This window comes from Pseudarthrobacter sulfonivorans, from assembly GCF_014712225.1.
In the GTDB taxonomy this organism is placed as follows: Bacteria; Actinomycetota; Actinomycetes; order Actinomycetales; family Micrococcaceae; genus Arthrobacter; species Arthrobacter sulfonivorans.
Genome location: NZ_JACXBW010000001.1, coordinates 202043 through 216325 on the forward strand (window position 1 = coordinate 202043; position 14283 = coordinate 216325).

Genomic DNA, 14283 nt, shown 5'->3' on the forward strand with positions numbered 1-14283 from the left:
GCCACCTGCACACCGTTCAGGGCCGTGTTTAGTGCGCGCGCCCAACCCGTGGCTATCCTTGAGGCATGGCCATTTCCCTCGCGATGCTGCTCGGTGTGCAGTCCCTGCGCCTGTCGAAAGCAGGGCTGGCGGAGACCACCTGGCACCACGACATCAACTGGGTGGCCGTCACGGAGCTGGAGGACCCCCAGCGTTTCCTCAACGGCGGGGAACTGGTGCTGACCACCGGGATGCGCCTGCGTTCGGCACCGGAGCAGCGGCGGTTCGTCCGCCAGGTCCAGCGCGCGGGCGCTGTGGGGATCGGGTTCGGCACCGGCCTGACGCACGACGACGTTCCGCCGGCCCTGATTGCCGAGGCCAACCGCTGGGGGCTTCCGGTGGTCCGGGTCCCTTATGAAACGCCGTTCATCGCCATCGGAAAACTGGTGGCCGACGCCCAGTCCGCCGATCACGTCGCCAAGCTGGAACGCCTGATCGCAGGCCACCAGATCCTGGCTAGGGCACTCCTCACCGGCGGCGGCCTGAGCCAGCTCCTTAAGCACCTCGGCGGCATGCTGCGCACGGACATTGCCCTCACCCAGTTCACCGCCCACCTGTACAACAGCAGTACGGAACTTCCCACCGCGTACACCTGGGCCTCCTACCCGATTCCCACCGGCCGCCGCGATGCCTGCACCCTGTGGGTCCGCCATCCCTTCGAGGATTCCGGCATCATCGGCTACGCCCAGAACCTGATCAGCGTGGAGCTGAACAACATGGTAAAGCAGCGCCAGGCCCAACGTGCCCTGTGCGGCCAGGTCCTGGAGGACGTCATCCACGGCTCCCTGGAGACCAGCGAGGCCCAGCGCCGGCTGGCCGGTGTCGGCCTTAACAGCACCCGCCGGAACGTGGTGCTGCTGGCGGTTTCCGCCGCGCATCACAAGGCACTGGTGAGCACCTCGGTGCCGCAGGTTTTGGAGAACGCGGTGACCGCCGTCGTCGGGCAGGACCTGGTGATCGTGGTGCATGACGACGGCGGCGCGGCACCCGCGCTGGCCCGGGAGCTCAGCGACCACCTGGCTGAGGCGGGGATCCACGCGACCATCGGCATCGGCGGCGCGTACACGAAGCCGAACGGCCTGCGCTGGAGCTACTTCGAGGCCCGGGACGCGGCCAGCCACGGCCTGCCGGTGAACGAGCCGGAACGCCTCAGCCTGACGTCCCTGCTGCTGGCCAGCGAGGACGTTCCCTTGGCGGACATGGCCAACGAGTCCCTCAGCCCGCTGCGCACGTTCGATGCGGCCCATGGCTCGGAGCTGATGGCCACGCTGGAAACTTACCTGAACCACAACGGCTCGGTGGCCGCCGTCGCCGAGGCCCTGACCCTGCACCGGAACACCGTGCGCTACCGGCTGGCGCAGATCACGGAACTGACCGGCTATGATCCTTCGCTCACTGCGGACAGGGTGCAGCTCTGGCTCGCGCTGGCGGTGGCCCGGCTCGGCGCACGGCAGGGCTAAAAGCAACGCGGGGTCACTAAACGCCCGATAAACGGCCCCGGAGGGGCGTTATCCGACTCCGCGTTGCAGTGTTTTGCGGGACTTCTTGCGCGCCTTCCAATACTTCGCTTCAGCCTCGGCCGCCAACTGGATCTGCCGGGTGTGGAGCGTGACGAAAGCCGAAACGACGTCGTCCGGGAGTTCGGGCATGGCGGCAATCCGGGCCAGCCGGTCCCGGGCCACCACACTGTCATGGAAATTGCCCAAGATCTCCTGCTCCCGGTGGGCGGCTTTGGCAGTTTTCCTGGCGCGTTTGCCATGCACGGGCACCATGGATTCCGCCACGTGCCGCAGCCGTTTGGCATCCTTGCGGACCTGGTGAAGGGTCTCCTCGTACCCGGCTCCGCGGCGGGCACGCTTGGCTTTCCGCGCTGCGCGCTGCAGCCGTTTGGCAGCTTTGCGCACCAGCCTGCCGGTCGCCTTGCGGGCCGGGGCTGCCCCTTCGGGCCGGGTTGGCGGCTGATCACGGAAGGCTTCGAGGTCGTCCAGGAGCCGGAAATATCGCTCGGAAAGCAGCGTCTTCTGCAGCTTCCGGTATGCGGTGTCCAGGGTGTTGCCGAGCTCCTCTTCCAGCCTGTCCGCCGCAGCCTTCGACGCCGGTCCCGGGGGGAGCTCCGCCGCGTGCCCACGCAGGCGGTCCAGCATCACTTCGGCGTCGCGCGGGGATCCCAGCATCCCGCCGAGCCACTTCAGCTCGTCCCGGAGCCGCCGAACGGTGACGGCGCTGTAAAACCCACGATAGGCCGCGAGCGCCGAACGTGCCCGACGGGTGGCCGAGCGCAGGTCATGCACGGCCTCGGGCTGCTCCAGTCGCACGCCGGGATCGCTGGCCAGCATTTCGTCGATCTGCGCGGCCAGATAAGCGATCAGGAGGTCTGATACCGGCCCCTTCTTACCGGGGGCTTTCCTGCCGGGCCCTTTCTTGGATGGCGGCTTGACGGCCGAAGCGGAGACATCCTCTCCCGCGGCCTTCGCACCACCAGCTCCCTGCAGTGCTTTAGCCAGCTTGGACCCGTGCCCCGCCGGGCGCGCGCCCGTAGCTGTGAGGGTATCCTCCGCCGCCGGAAACAGGTCCGGGCTTCCGTGCACCAGCTCGAGTTCCCATTCACGCCAGTGCTGCGTTCCGGCCTCCTCGTCCAGCGCGCCGCTGAGCTTGAGGATGTGCGCGCTGACGCGATCATCTGCCAGGTCCGCGAGATGGACCCCGTCATCTCCGTAAAGCGGGTAGGTGGTGCGCTGCGTCTCCAGTCGAACAGCAGGCAGGGGATCGTCGCCGCGCAGATACACCAGCAGGTGTGCCAACAGAATGTCTGGAACGACGCCGGGCTGGCCCAGCGGCGCCCGAAGCTCGCGGCGCCGCTGGGGTTCAGCCGAAGACCCGGACCCCCCGCTCCCGGAACCAGCACCGTCTCTCGGGGGAAGCTTCGCGTGCCACCCGGCGTCGCTGCCGCCCGTGCGACGGCGGAGGGTGATTCCGCGGGAGGCGAGCGCCGAGTCTTCGGTGTCGAAGTACACCGCCTCGAGGTGGTCAACGCGCGGCTCCCCCACCCGGGCGACCCCAGGGACCTTCCTGAGGTCGGGCACCTCGGCGTCAGCGCCGACGTCGTACTTCTTTTCGACCTCAACTTCCTGGGAAGCCATGACCAGCCGTCCTTCCGCTTTCGCCCGACCCAACTGCTGGCCCGAGTCTATGCCCGGGACGTTAACAGTCGGAGACATTCAGCACAGAAGCGTAGACATCAAACGTCTAACGTCTAACGTAAAAGACATGACTGCCCCGCCCGCTCCGCCCGCATTGTCCGCCGCCCCGCCCAAGCCGCGCTCCGCCGTCGTGTTCGGTGTTGTGGCGCTGGTGCTCATCGGGCTGAACCTGCGGGCAGGGATCTCCGGCGCATCGGCGCTGCTGCACGATCTTCAGCAGGTCCTGGGCTACGGGCCGCTGCTGGCGGCCGTCATCCCCTCCATCCCCACCCTGTGTTTTGCGCTTGCCGGGGCGGCAACCTCCTGGCTGACCGGCCGGCTGGGCGTAGAGAAGGCCATCCTGCTGGCCCTGGCGTTGCTGGCCGGCGGGCTCCTGCTGCGCGGAATCCCGGCAACCGGCATGCTGCTGGCGGGAACCGTGATCGGGATGTCCGGCTTGGCGGTCTGCAATGTGGCGATGCCGTCGTTCATTCGCGAGCACTTCGCCCATCGCACGTCGATGATGACCATGCTTTACACGGTGACCATGACCACCGGCGCCACTGTCACGGCAGTAGCGGTTATCCCGATGGCAATGGCTCTGGGTTCGCCGTCCTCCGCGGTGGGCGCCATCGGGTTCCTGGCGGTGGCGGCTTTCCTGGGCTTCCTCCCCGTGGTGCTGCACACGCACCGGCACAGCGTCCGCGCCGCAACCACGTACATTTCGCCGTGGCCCCTGCTGCGCACCCGGAAGGGCAAACTGCTCACCGCGATCTTCACCCTGCAGGCCCTCCTGGCCTATTCACTCATCAGCTGGTTCCCCTCAATGCTGATCACCATGGGGGTAAACGCGGCGGACAGCGGCCTGCTGTACGGGCTGATGCAGCTGGTCTCCGTGCCGGCCGGCATGGTGATCATCGCCATCGGCTCGCGGCCCCGCATGCTCCGGCCTGCCCTGTATCTGGTCAGCATCATCATGGTGGCCGGGATGGCGTCACTGCTGTTCCTGCCGGTGAGCCTGGCCGTCATTTCCGCTGTCCTGCTCGGGTTCGGCCTGGGCATTTTCCCGCTGGTCATGGTGATGATCAGCCGGAGCGGGACAAGCACTGCCGAGACCACGGCACTGTCCACCCTGGCGCAATCGACCGGCTACCTGCTGGCGACGGCGGGCCCGTTCGGCACCGGCCTGCTGTACGGCGTGACGGGCAGCTGGACCCTGCCCCTGGCACTGCTGCTGGGCCTCGCGGTGGTCCAGGTTGTGGTGGCCCACCTGATCTCGCGCACCCCCATCGCCGCCCGGAAAAGGTAGGGACCCCATGACCCTCAGCACGTCGCACCGTCCACCGCTCGCTGACGAAGTCACGGCCAAGCTCCGCCAGATGATCCATTCGGGCGAATGGCAGCTGCAGCAGCGCATCCCCTCGGAGACCGAGCTGATCCAGGGCCTGGGCGTGTCCCGCGGCACGCTCCGCGAGGCCATCAAGGCCCTGGCGCACAGCGGGATGCTGGAGGTCCGCCGCGGCGACGGCACCTACGTCCGTGCCGTCAGCGAAATCAGCGGCGCCGCCCGGCGCATGTACCAGGACCATACGGAGGAACACATCCTCGAGGTCCGGCTTGGCCTGGACACCCAGGCCGCCAGCCTCGCCGCCAAAAATGCAACGGCCGACGACGTCGCCGCCCTGCGCACGGTACTCGCCGCCCGGGAGGTCGCCTGGCATGCGGCCGACTTCGAGGGGTGGGCCCGGGCGGACTGGGAATTCCACGCGCGGGTGGCCCAGGCTTCCGGGAACCCGCTGCTGCACGAGCTCTATGTCAGCTTCGGAGACGTCTTCCACCAGGACCTGCTCAAGCAGCAGCGCAAGGGCCGCCTGGACGGCCTCACGAACGAGGGGCACGGCGACCTGGTGGATGCCATCGAGGCCCACGATTCCGCGGCCGCCGTGGCCAGCGTGAGCCAGAACCTTAACTCGTGCGCGGAGTGGCTGCGGGCCTAGGCCTGCGCTTTCTGTGCGGCGTCCCAACTAGGTAGCAGCAAGTGTCGTTTTGAGCCCTCATAACGACACTTGCTGCTACCTAGTTGGGGGGGCGGGTTCCCAAAGGCGACGCGCGCCTTCCCCCGCACGCGCACGACGGCGGTCCGGCACCCAAGTGCCGGACCGCCGTCGTGCGTTTCCTGCTTATGCCGTCGCGGCGCTAGGAGCGAAGGCCGGCGAACACGTTCTTGGGCCGCTGCATTTCGCCGTGCTTGGCGCCGAGGATGATCACCGCGGCGGCGAAGCCTGGAATGGCCCACTGCAGCATCTTGAGCTGCTGTTGCGCCGACTTCAGCTCATCGGAGGCCCCAGCCCTGGGCTCGGTGGCACCCTCGCCGCCCTGGTCCGCAAGCTGGTCCACCTTCTTCCCGAGGATGCCGGCGTAGAGCGTCACCGCAGCACCGGCCACAGTCACCGCGGTCTTGATCAGCGTGTCCCGCGCAACGCCGTCCTGCTTGGAGATGCGCCCCTTGTTCTCCCAGGCGATGGCGAGGTCTGCCACCAGGTGTGAGGCGAACGCCGCCGTCTGGAGGGGTGCCCACTTCATCCAGCCCGCGCTGGAGAGCCGCGTACGTTCGGCCGGGTCCTTGGCTTCCGCAGCCGCCCCGTTCAATCCGACTGCGCCCATGAGTGAGCCGCCGAACCACGCCGCGGCCGTCAGGTCGTGGACGGCGCGGGCAACAAGATTTCCTGCCATGATGTGTCTTCCTCACGTTGAGCTGGTTCCGAATGACGCTGGTGCGGTCTTCGCAGATTCCCTGATGTTCACGCCCACGCCATGGTAAGCACACTTAGTAATGTTACGGAAGCCCGTCTTCAGCAGCGGGAACGCGTAATATCGTGGCCATGGAAACAGGGACCTTGTTCGGCTGGGCATTCGGCGACCCCGCCCGGGAAAATGACGGCGGCTACCTGTCGGGCCTTGAGAAGGAAGCCTTGGAAAACGCAACGGAGACCGCGAAGGCCCGGGGCGTCAGCGTGGTGCCCGGCTCTGAGGTCTTCACCTCATTGAGCGCTCACGACAGCCTGGTGGAGCTGGATAACGCGCCAGGCAAGCTGGTAGTCCGATGCACTGTGCATGTCGAGGGCCCGGGCGCCGGCAAACTGCACGCAGAGGGGCCGATGAACGGCTAAGCCATGGCAGACGGGGATTCCAGCATCAGCGAAGCGGCAGACGCCGTCGAGGAAGCGTCCGACACAAAGGCGCTGGACGTTGTGGCGCGCTCGGGATTTGCCGTGATGGCCCTGCTCCACATCATTGTTGGTGCCATCGCCATCGCCCTGGCCTTCGGGCAGCCTGGCGAGGCGGAAGCCACCGGTGCCATCGAGCAGTTGGCCGCCAACCCATGGGGACCAGTCATTCTGTGGGCCGGCGTGGTTGCATGCACTGGCCTGGGACTGTGGCAGTTGAGTGAAGCCACGGTCCGCGCCCGGCACCTGCCCCGCAAGGAGCGGCTCGGAAAGCTGGTCTCCTCCGGCTTTCTGGCCGTTGCCTACGGAAGCATAGGGCTGACTTTTGCCGGGTTCGCCGTCGGCCTGCGCGGGGATTCGGGCGACACCACACGCGATTTCAGCACCGCCCTCCTGAACACGCCGTTCGGGCTGCCTGTCCTGGTGGCACTCGGCCTGACCATCATGGGGGTGGGCGTCTACTTCGTGGTGAAAGGACTGCGGCGCGGGTTCAAGGAAGAGCTCTTTCACTTTGACGGGACCCGCCGCGGCAGACTCATCGACTCCCTGGGCGTCACCGGACACATGGCCAAGGGCATCGCTTTGAATCTCGCCGGGCTGCTCTTCGTCATCGCGGCGGCGAAACACAGCCCCCAAGAGTCCACAGGGCTGGACGGGAGCCTGAAGGCGCTCCGCGACCACCCGTTTGGCCCTCACCTGCTCGTTGCAATCGGGGCCGGTTTCATCTGCTACGGCGTATTCGCCCTGGTCCGCGCCCGGTTCGGCCGGATGTAACCTTTTCGCACCACCGAAAGGAAGGAAAGCCATGTCAACCGTTTCCCGCGTATTTAGCTCACCGGCCGAGGACGTCTGGAGGGTGATCGCCGACGGATGGCTGTACTCCGGCTGGGTGGTGGGCGCCTCGAGGATCCGGGCCGTTGACGCCCACTGGCCCGAAGCCGGGGCCAGGCTGCACCACTCCGTCGGCGCCTGGCCGCTGGTGATTGACGACAGCAGCCGAGTGACCGCTGTCGAGCCCGGCCGCTCACTGGAACTGGTGGCACGAGGGTGGCCGATCGGCGAAGCCAAAGTGCTGATCACGGTGGAAGACCTGGGCACCCAAAGCCGGGTCACCATCGCCGAGGACGCCATCCGCGGCCCCGGCAAACTGATACCCAAGGCGGTGCGCGACGTGCTGATCGGCACGCGCAACACCGAGACGCTCAAGCGGCTCGAACTGATGGCCGCAGGCGGGGCGGGGAGCTAGAAAGCAACGCGGCGCGTAAAGCAACACAGGCTTAAAGCAACGTGGGGCTTAAAGCAACGCGAAGTCACTCCCTGTCCGATGGTGACGTCTTATTGGACAGGGAGTGACCCCGCGTTGGTTGACCGGGTTACCGGCTAGACCGCGGCGGTGACGCCGTCGCGGGAAATGTTGACCATGTCCTCGCGCGGCACCACCTTGATGCGCTCGCGCTTGACCTCAACCCCGTGGGATCCGCCGGCCTCGGTGGCCGCCGCACCCAGGGCGAGTTCGTGGGCGTCCAGCGCCAGCCAGCCTTCCCAGCTGGTGAACTTCACGCCGCGGGAGTCGAGGAGTTCGACGACGGCGTCCGCCTCGGGCGTCTGCGCCACGGGCAGGTTCCCGCGGTCTTCCAGCAGGTAGGTCACGGTCTCGAGGGCGTCGCCCTTGGTGTGGCCGATCAGGCCCACCGGGCCGCGCTTGATCCAGCCGGTGGCGTAGATGCCCGGCACGTGGGTTCCGGAGGCATCCAGGACGCGTCCGCCGTCGTTCGGGACAACGCCCTTCTTGTGGTCGAACTCGATTTCCGGCAGCGCCGAACCAAAGTAGCCGATGGCGCGGTAGACGGCCTGGACAGGGTAGTCAACGAACTCGCCGGTGCCGCGGGCGTTGCCGGTACCGTCCAGTTCGGTGCGCTCGAACTTCATGCCGGCGACCTTGCCCGGCGTCTCGGCGTCGTCGTAAATCTCCACGGGGCTGTGCAGGAAGTGCAGGTGCAGGCGGCGGGAGGCCTTGAGCTCGGAGAGGTCCTCGGGCTGCTCGGCGATCCAGTTGGTGAGGGTTCCCACCATGGTCTTGGTCTGGTTGTTGCTCTGGATCTGGCGGTCCGATTCCTCATCGAACTCGAAGTCCTCGGCGTACAGGACGATGTCCACGTCCTTGGAGTGGGACAGCTCGCGCAGTTCCAGCGGGGTGAACTTCACCTGCGCGGGGCCGCGGCGGCCGAAGACGTGCACGTCCGTGACGGGCGAGTTCTTCAGGCCGGCGTAGACGTTGTCCGGGATTTCGGAGACGAGCAGGTCATCGGCGTGCTTGGACAGAACGCGGGCCACGTCCAGGGCCACGTTGCCGTTGCCGATGACGGCGATTTCCTTGGCGTCCAGCGGCCATTCGCGGGAAACGTCCGGGTGGCCGTCGTACCAGGAGACGAAGTCCGCGCCGCCGTAGGAGCCGTCCAGCTCGACGCCCGGGATGTTCAGGTCCGCGTCCTTGATGGCGCCGGTGGCGAAGATGACGGCGTCGTAGTGGGTGCGGAGGTCCTCGATGGAGAGGTCGGTGCCGTAGTCCACGTTGCCGAAGAAGCGGATGTCGCCGCGGTCCAGCACCTTGTGCAGGGCGTTGACGATGCCCTTGATGCGGGGGTGGTCCGGGGCAACGCCGTAGCGGATCAGGCCGTAGGGTGCCGGGTAACGGTCAAAGAGGTCGATGCTCACGGTCAGTTCGCCGCTCTTGACGGCTTCGCTCTTGGTGAGGATGTCCGCGGCGTAGACGCCGGCCGGACCGGAGCCCACGACGGCGACGCGCAGCGGACGCTCGGCAGATCCTACGGAGGTGCTTGATGACACGGCTGTGTTCCTTTTCTTCGGTCCGGGTGGGTGTGGCTAGGGGGTGAGGACGCGGGTGGTTCTGGGGTTGGTGCTTGCGGTGGTGCGGGGCTGGTTCGGGGTGGTGGTGCTGTAGTCCGCTGTCTTGAAGTGCGACGGCGCGAACGGGCTGACGCGGACAACGTCGCCGATCACAATAACGGCAGGATTGGCGACGCCGGTGGCTTCTGCCTGGTCGGCGATGGACCCGAGCGTCCCGATGGTCACGCGCTGATTCGGCAAATAGCCGTTCTCCACGATACCTACTGGCGTGTCCAAAGGCAGCCCGGCTTTGCCCAGAGCGGACGCCGATTCGCGCAGTTGGCCCACTCCCATGAGCAACACCACAGTGTGGTCGGCCCGGGCGGGGACCTCGGAGAGCTCCTCGTGGCCGGTCACGACGCTGAAGCCCTTGGCCAGGCCACGGTGCGTTACGGGAATGCCGGCGGCGGCGGGAACGGAGATCGCGGATGTGACGCCGGAGACCACTTCCACCTCGACGCCGTGGTGCCGGCAGTATTCGGCTTCCTCACCGCCACGGCCCAGGACGTACGGGTCGCCGCCCTTGAGCCGGACCACGCGGTTGCCCTGCTGCGCTTCGGCCACGAGGATCCGGTTGATCTCGGCCTGCGGCACGGGATGGTGGCCGGGGGTCTTGCCCACCTCGATGACGCGGACGTCCGGGGCCAGTTCGTTGAGCAGTTCGCGCGGGCCGAGACGATCGGCAACCACAACGTCGGCCTGGCCCAGGAGCCGGCGGCCGCGGACGGTGATCAGGCCGGTGTCGCCGGGTCCGCCGCCCACCAGGGCCACGGAACCGCGGTGGGCCCGGCGGCGGCGCAGCGGGAGGTCGCCGGTTTCCAGTGCGGTGGCGACGGCGTCGCGCAGGGCCATGGCGCGGCGCGGGTCTCCCCCGGCGTTCACTGCAATGTGCACGTCATCAACCACTGCGACTGCGGGAGTCCAGGCGGCTGAAGCTTCGTGGTCGGAGGCGTTGACGCACCAGATGCGCTGCGCTTCGGCGTCGGCCGACACCTGGGTGTCCACGGCGGAATCGCCGGTGGCCGTCTGAACGAACCAGACGCCGTCGACGTCTTCCGGGCGGTACGGGCGCTGCTCCCAGGTGAGGAGGCCGGCGTCGGCCAGTTCCTGGAGCGCGGCGGAGGCAACGGGAGCCACGACGGTGACCCGGGCACCGGCGTCGAGCAGTCCCTTGGCGCGGCGGGCAGCCACCGGGCCGCCGCCCACCACCAGCACGGGACGGCCGAGGAGCCGCAGCGCGGTGGGGTAAATATCCTGAATTGCCATGGATCAACGGTAGGGCCGCGTCACACTGCCCAACAACGGCTCGGAAACACCCGTTCACGTAAGGTAACGCCGCGTCATAAAGCCGCGTGCGCTGTTGCCGGCGCCGTCGAGGGCCGCATTGCCTACAGTCCGGGCCCAAAATGGCTCAATCCACGGCGTGTCCGTGTCGAAGTGCCCCGGTTCGGTGACTCCGGCCGGCGGGGAACCACCGGCGTGCAGCTAGCGGATGACTCCAGGTGGCCCTTGCGAGAGTGCGTGGTTAAGCAAAGCGTTGGCCGACCACCGCATCGACGCAACCGCGGCATCCCTGCTCAGGCCCCCAATGTCCGTAAGCCACACCAGCGACTCGATGCCTATGGCACTGCGGATCGCGAGGACGAGCTGATGGATCTCGTGGTCCGTGAGGCTTTCCTGAAGAGGAGCAAGCGCCTCCGCGATCCAGCCAATGGCCCGCCCTTGGCGCAACGGCAGGTTCCGTCCCTCGGCCGGTTGCAGGGAAAGCCGCAACATGGTCCGCTGCTGCGCCTCGGTTTCGATGATCATGGTGGTGAACTCGACCACCACGGCATCCAGCCGTTCAGCGACACCTTCCGGCGGATTGTCTGGCAGCATCGACGTCCGTGCGGTCTCAGGGTGGGCGGCCGCCAGCAACTCCCTTTGGCTGGGAAAGTACCGGTATGCCGTACTTCTGGCCACACCCGCCGCGAGCGCAGCTTCGTCCACGGTTGGCGTGGCACCGGATGCCACGATGTGGCGCGCCGCAGCTACCAGCGCATCCAGGGTGCGGCGCTTCTGGCCTGTGCGGCCGACGTCTGCGTAGGGTCTTGACATGCTCTTTATGGTACTCGAGTCTTGTTATGGGACAACCGTCCCATAAGTGCGTGCGAACATCGAGGCGAACAACATGGAGACTAGGAATGCAGCATCAGCGATAGTGCGCCAGCCTGGCGAAGGAGCCAGACGCTGGTTCTTCGGCGGAGGGGTGCACACGTGGAAGGCCACCGAGCACGACACCGCAGGCGCCTTCCTTCTGTTCGAAGACGAGATGTCCCTCAATAAGGTCACTCCCCTGCACACGCATCCGGAGTCCGATGAAACGCTATACGTCCTGTCCGGGGAGATCCTGTTCAACATGGACGGGATGGAGCACCGGCTCGCAGCAGGCGGCGTAGCCATAGCCCCACGCGGCGTCCCGCACGCCTTCAAAGTTTTGCAGGAGGGCACCCGAATCCTGTGCCTGCAGACGCCCGGAGTAGCCCAGGCTTTCTACGATGGCGCGAGCGAGCCCGTCGGCGCTGCCCCTGACGGTCTTGATACCGGGGGCAGCCGGCAGGTGGATTTCGGCCGGATCAGAGAATCCGGCCGCCTCAACGGAGGAATTGAGATCATCGGCCCGCCGCCGTTCCCGGAACCCTAAGGCTGAGGAACCGCCAGGAACATCCCCCTATCAGCGATGAGGCGTTCCAGGTACCGGCGCAGCACCAGCTTTTCGGCGAGGCGGCCCAGAATCCCGAACGGCGCGGTGAACTCCACCCGGTCCGTCATGACGGTGCCAGTGACTGCGGCTTCAAACTCGTGGACGTGGCGGAAGGCCTTGAACGGGCCCTTGACCTGCTCATCAGTGAAGGCATTGGGGAAGTCCAGCGAGGTGATGCGGCTGGTCATCCGCAGCGGGACGCCGAAATGCCGGGCCCGCCAGGTCACCTCCTGGCCGTCTCCGATCAGCCCCGACGTGACCCCGCCAACGGCTCGCTCGCCGGCGCCCTTTTGGGACTCAGTGTGGGCGTCCACGCTGCGGGCGAGATCGAACAGGCGCTCCCGCGGAAGCGCGGACTCGGTGCGGCACACGAAGCTGACGGTCATGGCGCCAGTCTGCCAGACTCTGTCCCCACCCCCTCGCCGTCGTCGTTGGGTACAGCAAAGCCCGACGGCGGGACTCGCCGTCGGGCTCTGGCCTTGCGTTGTGTGCCTCTTGAGGGGTGCGGCTTAGCGGGTGCTGCCGGCAAGGAGGCCGCGGCTGCGGAGGAGGCGCTTCTCGATCGGCCCGAACACCAGCAGCTCGATCAGGATGCCGACTGCCAGGATCAGGAGGATGGCTGCCATCACGATTGCCATGTCGGACAGGTCCCGGCCCTGGTCCAGCAACGAGCCCAGGCCGAAGCCGATGGTGCCGCCCACTGCAATGATCTCGGCAGCCATGAGGGAGCGCCAGGAGAACGCCCAGCCCTGCTTGAGGCCGCTGAGGTACCCCGGAAGTGCCGCGGGCAGGATGATCTGGATAGCCATCTGGAGCCGGTTCGCGCCCAGAACCGTTCCCACCCGGCGGTACTGCGGCGGGATCTGGTCCACGCCGGAGATGAGCCCGTTGATGATGGACGGGATGGCGCCCATGAACACCACAAAGTAGACGGTGGCGTCGGTGAGGCCGAACCAGATGATCGCTGCGGGGACCCAGGCCACGGAAGGCAGGACCTGCAGTCCGGAAATAAGTGGCCCGAAAGCGCGGCGCAGCGGAGCAACCTGTGCCAGCAGCAGCCCCACCGGAGTAGCGATGGCCACCGAGATCAGGAACCCCACGATCCCGCGCTGCAGCGACGTCCATACTGCTTCCTGCAGCTTCGCTTCGCCCCAGAGGACGCCGATCTGGCCAAGCACGTCAAGCGGTCCGGGAACCAGGTCGCGGCGCTTGAAGCCGAGCGATACATAGAACTGCCAGGCCAGGACCAGGACCACCAGGGCGGCGATGGGCAGGAGCACCCGGCTCCAGTCGATCCGGTGCTTGCGCAGGGCGTCGGACTGGAGGGAGTCCAGCCCGGCTTCGAGCTCGCGCAGGTCCTCGTGGCCGGTGGACGTGCGGGTCAGGGCGGCGTGCACCTTGCGGGTCTCCGGCTCGGTGCTTGAGCTTGTTGACATCGGGGCCTCCGCGAGCGGGGTGGGGTTACTTGGCATGGCGGCGAATCTCCTCCCGGAGCCGGGCGGTGATGACCCCGGTCAGCTGTCCGGCGAGGCCGGCGTCGGTTCGGTGGTCCTCGGTGACGGCCCACTCCTGGACCACCCGCCCGGGGCGGGACGACAGCAGCAACACACGCTGCCCCAGCCGCACGGCCTCGCGGACGTTGTGCGTGACAAAAACGATGGTGCGCCCGGTTTCCTTCCAGATGCGTTCCAGCTCGTCGTGGAGGAGGTCGCGGGTGATGGCGTCGAGGGCGGCGAACGGTTCATCCATCAGCAGCAGCTGCCGGTCCTGCGACAGCGCCCGGGCCAGTGCCACCCGCTGGCGCATGCCGCCGGAGAGCTCGTGCGGGCGTTTGTCCCCCGCCTCGCCGAGGTGGACCAGCTCGAGGAGTTCATCGGCCTTGACACGGCGTTCAGCTTTTCCCAGGCCGCGCAGCTTGAGGGCAAGTTCGATGTTTTCCCGCGCGGTGAGCCAGGGGAAAAGGGCGGCGTCCTGGAACATGAATGCTGCGCCGTCGCTGGGTACTTCGAGGGCGCCCGACGTCGGTGCCTCCAGTCCCGCCATGATGTTCAGGAGGGTGGATTTGCCGCAGCCGGAGGCGCCGAGGAGGGCGACGAACTCGCCCGAGGCGATGGTGGCGTTGACGTCCTCCAGCACCGGGGCGCCGTCGCCGAAGCGCTTGCCCAGCTGTTCCAGTACGACTGGCATG

15 protein-coding genes are annotated in these 14283 nt (G+C 67.2%); 7 read left to right on the forward strand and 8 right to left on the reverse strand.

Annotated elements, in window-relative coordinates; genetic code table 11:
* The first annotated feature begins 65 nt into the window (after positions 1 to 65).
* Positions 66 to 1499 (forward strand): PucR family transcriptional regulator, encoded by a 1434-nt coding sequence (locus tag IAQ70_RS00975; protein ID WP_190987430.1) that lies wholly within the window; start codon positions 66 to 68, stop codon positions 1497 to 1499.
* Between the two features lie 48 nt (positions 1500 to 1547).
* Here IAQ70_RS00975 and IAQ70_RS00980 read toward each other — a convergent pair whose 3' ends face one another.
* A complete protein-coding gene (locus IAQ70_RS00980; RefSeq protein ID WP_190987431.1) occupies positions 1548 to 3179 on the reverse strand; it encodes a CYTH and CHAD domain-containing protein in 1632 nt (543 codons plus the stop codon).
* Between the two features lie 127 nt (positions 3180 to 3306).
* Between IAQ70_RS00980 and IAQ70_RS00985 the strand changes: the two genes are divergently transcribed.
* Together IAQ70_RS00985 and IAQ70_RS00990 are read left to right on the forward strand one after the other, a co-directional pair.
* Entirely contained in the window at positions 3307 to 4527 is a 1221-nt protein-coding gene (locus tag IAQ70_RS00985; RefSeq protein ID WP_190987432.1) for an MFS transporter, read from the forward strand.
* 7 nt (positions 4528 to 4534) lie between these two features.
* Positions 4535 to 5215, forward strand: coding sequence for a FadR/GntR family transcriptional regulator (locus tag IAQ70_RS00990; RefSeq protein WP_190987433.1), 681 nt, complete (start codon positions 4535 to 4537; stop codon positions 5213 to 5215).
* 199 nt (positions 5216 to 5414) lie between these two features.
* On the opposite strand, the gene IAQ70_RS00995 is transcribed toward IAQ70_RS00990, so the two are convergent.
* Positions 5415 to 5951 carry a hypothetical protein gene (locus IAQ70_RS00995; RefSeq protein WP_190987434.1) on the reverse strand — a complete coding sequence of 179 codons (537 nt, stop codon included), beginning with the start codon at positions 5949 to 5951 and terminating at the stop codon, positions 5415 to 5417.
* 149 nt (positions 5952 to 6100) lie between these two features.
* On the opposite strand from IAQ70_RS00995, the gene IAQ70_RS01000 reads away from it, so the two are divergent.
* Genes IAQ70_RS01000 through IAQ70_RS01010 form a run of 3 tightly spaced genes read left to right on the forward strand, consistent with a single transcriptional unit; the run spans position 6101 to position 7691 of the window.
* Positions 6101 to 6388 carry a hypothetical protein gene (locus tag IAQ70_RS01000; RefSeq protein ID WP_190987676.1) on the forward strand — a complete coding sequence of 96 codons (288 nt, stop codon included), beginning with the start codon at positions 6101 to 6103 and terminating at the stop codon, positions 6386 to 6388.
* 3 nt (positions 6389 to 6391) lie between these two features.
* Positions 6392 to 7219 carry a DUF1206 domain-containing protein gene (locus IAQ70_RS01005; protein WP_190987435.1) on the forward strand — a complete coding sequence of 276 codons (828 nt, stop codon included), beginning with the start codon at positions 6392 to 6394 and terminating at the stop codon, positions 7217 to 7219.
* A gap of 31 nt (positions 7220 to 7250) precedes the next feature.
* On the forward strand, positions 7251 to 7691 hold the full coding sequence (locus IAQ70_RS01010) for an SRPBCC family protein (RefSeq protein WP_190987436.1): 441 nt from the start codon (positions 7251 to 7253) through the stop codon (positions 7689 to 7691).
* Between the two features lie 134 nt (positions 7692 to 7825).
* Here the strand turns inward: IAQ70_RS01010 and IAQ70_RS01015 are convergent, their stop codons facing one another.
* The 3 genes from IAQ70_RS01015 to IAQ70_RS01025 form a co-directional block, all read right to left on the reverse strand.
* On the reverse strand, positions 7826 to 9292 hold the full coding sequence (locus IAQ70_RS01015) for an FAD-dependent oxidoreductase (RefSeq protein ID WP_190987437.1): 1467 nt from the start codon (positions 9290 to 9292) through the stop codon (positions 7826 to 7828).
* A gap of 36 nt (positions 9293 to 9328) precedes the next feature.
* Positions 9329 to 10618: a uroporphyrinogen-III C-methyltransferase gene (gene cobA / locus IAQ70_RS01020; protein ID WP_190987438.1), complete on the reverse strand. Its 1290-nt coding sequence runs from the start codon at positions 10616 to 10618 to the stop codon at positions 9329 to 9331.
* A 219-nt stretch (positions 10619 to 10837) separates the two neighbouring features.
* Complete coding sequence (locus IAQ70_RS01025; protein ID WP_190987439.1) at positions 10838 to 11449, reverse strand: TetR/AcrR family transcriptional regulator; 612 nt, start codon at positions 11447 to 11449, stop codon at positions 10838 to 10840.
* 73 nt (positions 11450 to 11522) lie between these two features.
* On the opposite strand from IAQ70_RS01025, the gene IAQ70_RS01030 reads away from it, so the two are divergent.
* The gene (locus IAQ70_RS01030) at positions 11523 to 12035 is read left to right on the forward strand and encodes a cupin domain-containing protein (protein ID WP_190987440.1); all 513 of its coding nucleotides are present in this window, start codon (positions 11523 to 11525) and stop codon (positions 12033 to 12035) included.
* On the opposite strand, the gene IAQ70_RS01035 is transcribed toward IAQ70_RS01030, so the two are convergent.
* The 3 genes from IAQ70_RS01035 to IAQ70_RS01045 all read right to left on the reverse strand — a co-directional run bounded on the left by IAQ70_RS01035 (position 12032) and on the right by IAQ70_RS01045 (position 14282).
* Entirely contained in the window at positions 12032 to 12481 is a 450-nt protein-coding gene (locus tag IAQ70_RS01035) for an SRPBCC family protein (protein WP_190987441.1), read from the reverse strand. The genes IAQ70_RS01030 and IAQ70_RS01035 overlap by 4 nt on opposite strands.
* A gap of 123 nt (positions 12482 to 12604) precedes the next feature.
* The gene (locus tag IAQ70_RS01040; RefSeq protein WP_407682551.1) at positions 12605 to 13567 is read right to left on the reverse strand and encodes an ABC transporter permease; all 963 of its coding nucleotides are present in this window, start codon (positions 13565 to 13567) and stop codon (positions 12605 to 12607) included.
* Positions 13557 to 14282, reverse strand: a complete 726-nt coding sequence (locus IAQ70_RS01045) for an ABC transporter ATP-binding protein (RefSeq protein WP_190987443.1) — start codon at positions 14280 to 14282, stop codon at positions 13557 to 13559. Before IAQ70_RS01045 ends, IAQ70_RS01040 begins: the two co-directional genes overlap by 11 nt.
* Position 14283 lies beyond the last annotated feature (1 nt).

Coding starts and splice junctions, on each gene's coding strand:
- IAQ70_RS00975 (WP_190987430.1), top strand. CDS start 66: ATGGCCATTTCCCTCGCGATGCTGCTCGGTGTGCAGTCCCTGCGCCTG.
- IAQ70_RS00980 (WP_190987431.1), bottom strand. CDS start 3,179: ATGGCTTCCCAGGAAGTTGAGGTCGAAAAGAAGTACGACGTCGGCGCT.
- IAQ70_RS00985 (WP_190987432.1), top strand. CDS start 3,307: ATGACTGCCCCGCCCGCTCCGCCCGCATTGTCCGCCGCCCCGCCCAAG.
- IAQ70_RS00990 (WP_190987433.1), top strand. CDS start 4,535: ATGACCCTCAGCACGTCGCACCGTCCACCGCTCGCTGACGAAGTCACG.
- IAQ70_RS00995 (WP_190987434.1), bottom strand. CDS start 5,951: ATGGCAGGAAATCTTGTTGCCCGCGCCGTCCACGACCTGACGGCCGCG.
- IAQ70_RS01000 (WP_190987676.1), top strand. CDS start 6,101: ATGGAAACAGGGACCTTGTTCGGCTGGGCATTCGGCGACCCCGCCCGG.
- IAQ70_RS01005 (WP_190987435.1), top strand. CDS start 6,392: ATGGCAGACGGGGATTCCAGCATCAGCGAAGCGGCAGACGCCGTCGAG.
- IAQ70_RS01010 (WP_190987436.1), top strand. CDS start 7,251: ATGTCAACCGTTTCCCGCGTATTTAGCTCACCGGCCGAGGACGTCTGG.
- cobA (WP_190987438.1), bottom strand. CDS start 10,618: ATGGCAATTCAGGATATTTACCCCACCGCGCTGCGGCTCCTCGGCCGT.
- IAQ70_RS01025 (WP_190987439.1), bottom strand. CDS start 11,449: ATGTCAAGACCCTACGCAGACGTCGGCCGCACAGGCCAGAAGCGCCGC.
- IAQ70_RS01030 (WP_190987440.1), top strand. CDS start 11,523: ATGGAGACTAGGAATGCAGCATCAGCGATAGTGCGCCAGCCTGGCGAA.
- IAQ70_RS01035 (WP_190987441.1), bottom strand. CDS start 12,481: ATGACCGTCAGCTTCGTGTGCCGCACCGAGTCCGCGCTTCCGCGGGAG.
- IAQ70_RS01040 (WP_407682551.1), bottom strand. CDS start 13,567: ATGCCAAGTAACCCCACCCCGCTCGCGGAGGCCCCGATGTCAACAAGC.
- IAQ70_RS01045 (WP_190987443.1), bottom strand. CDS start 14,282: ATGCCAGTCGTACTGGAACAGCTGGGCAAGCGCTTCGGCGACGGCGCC.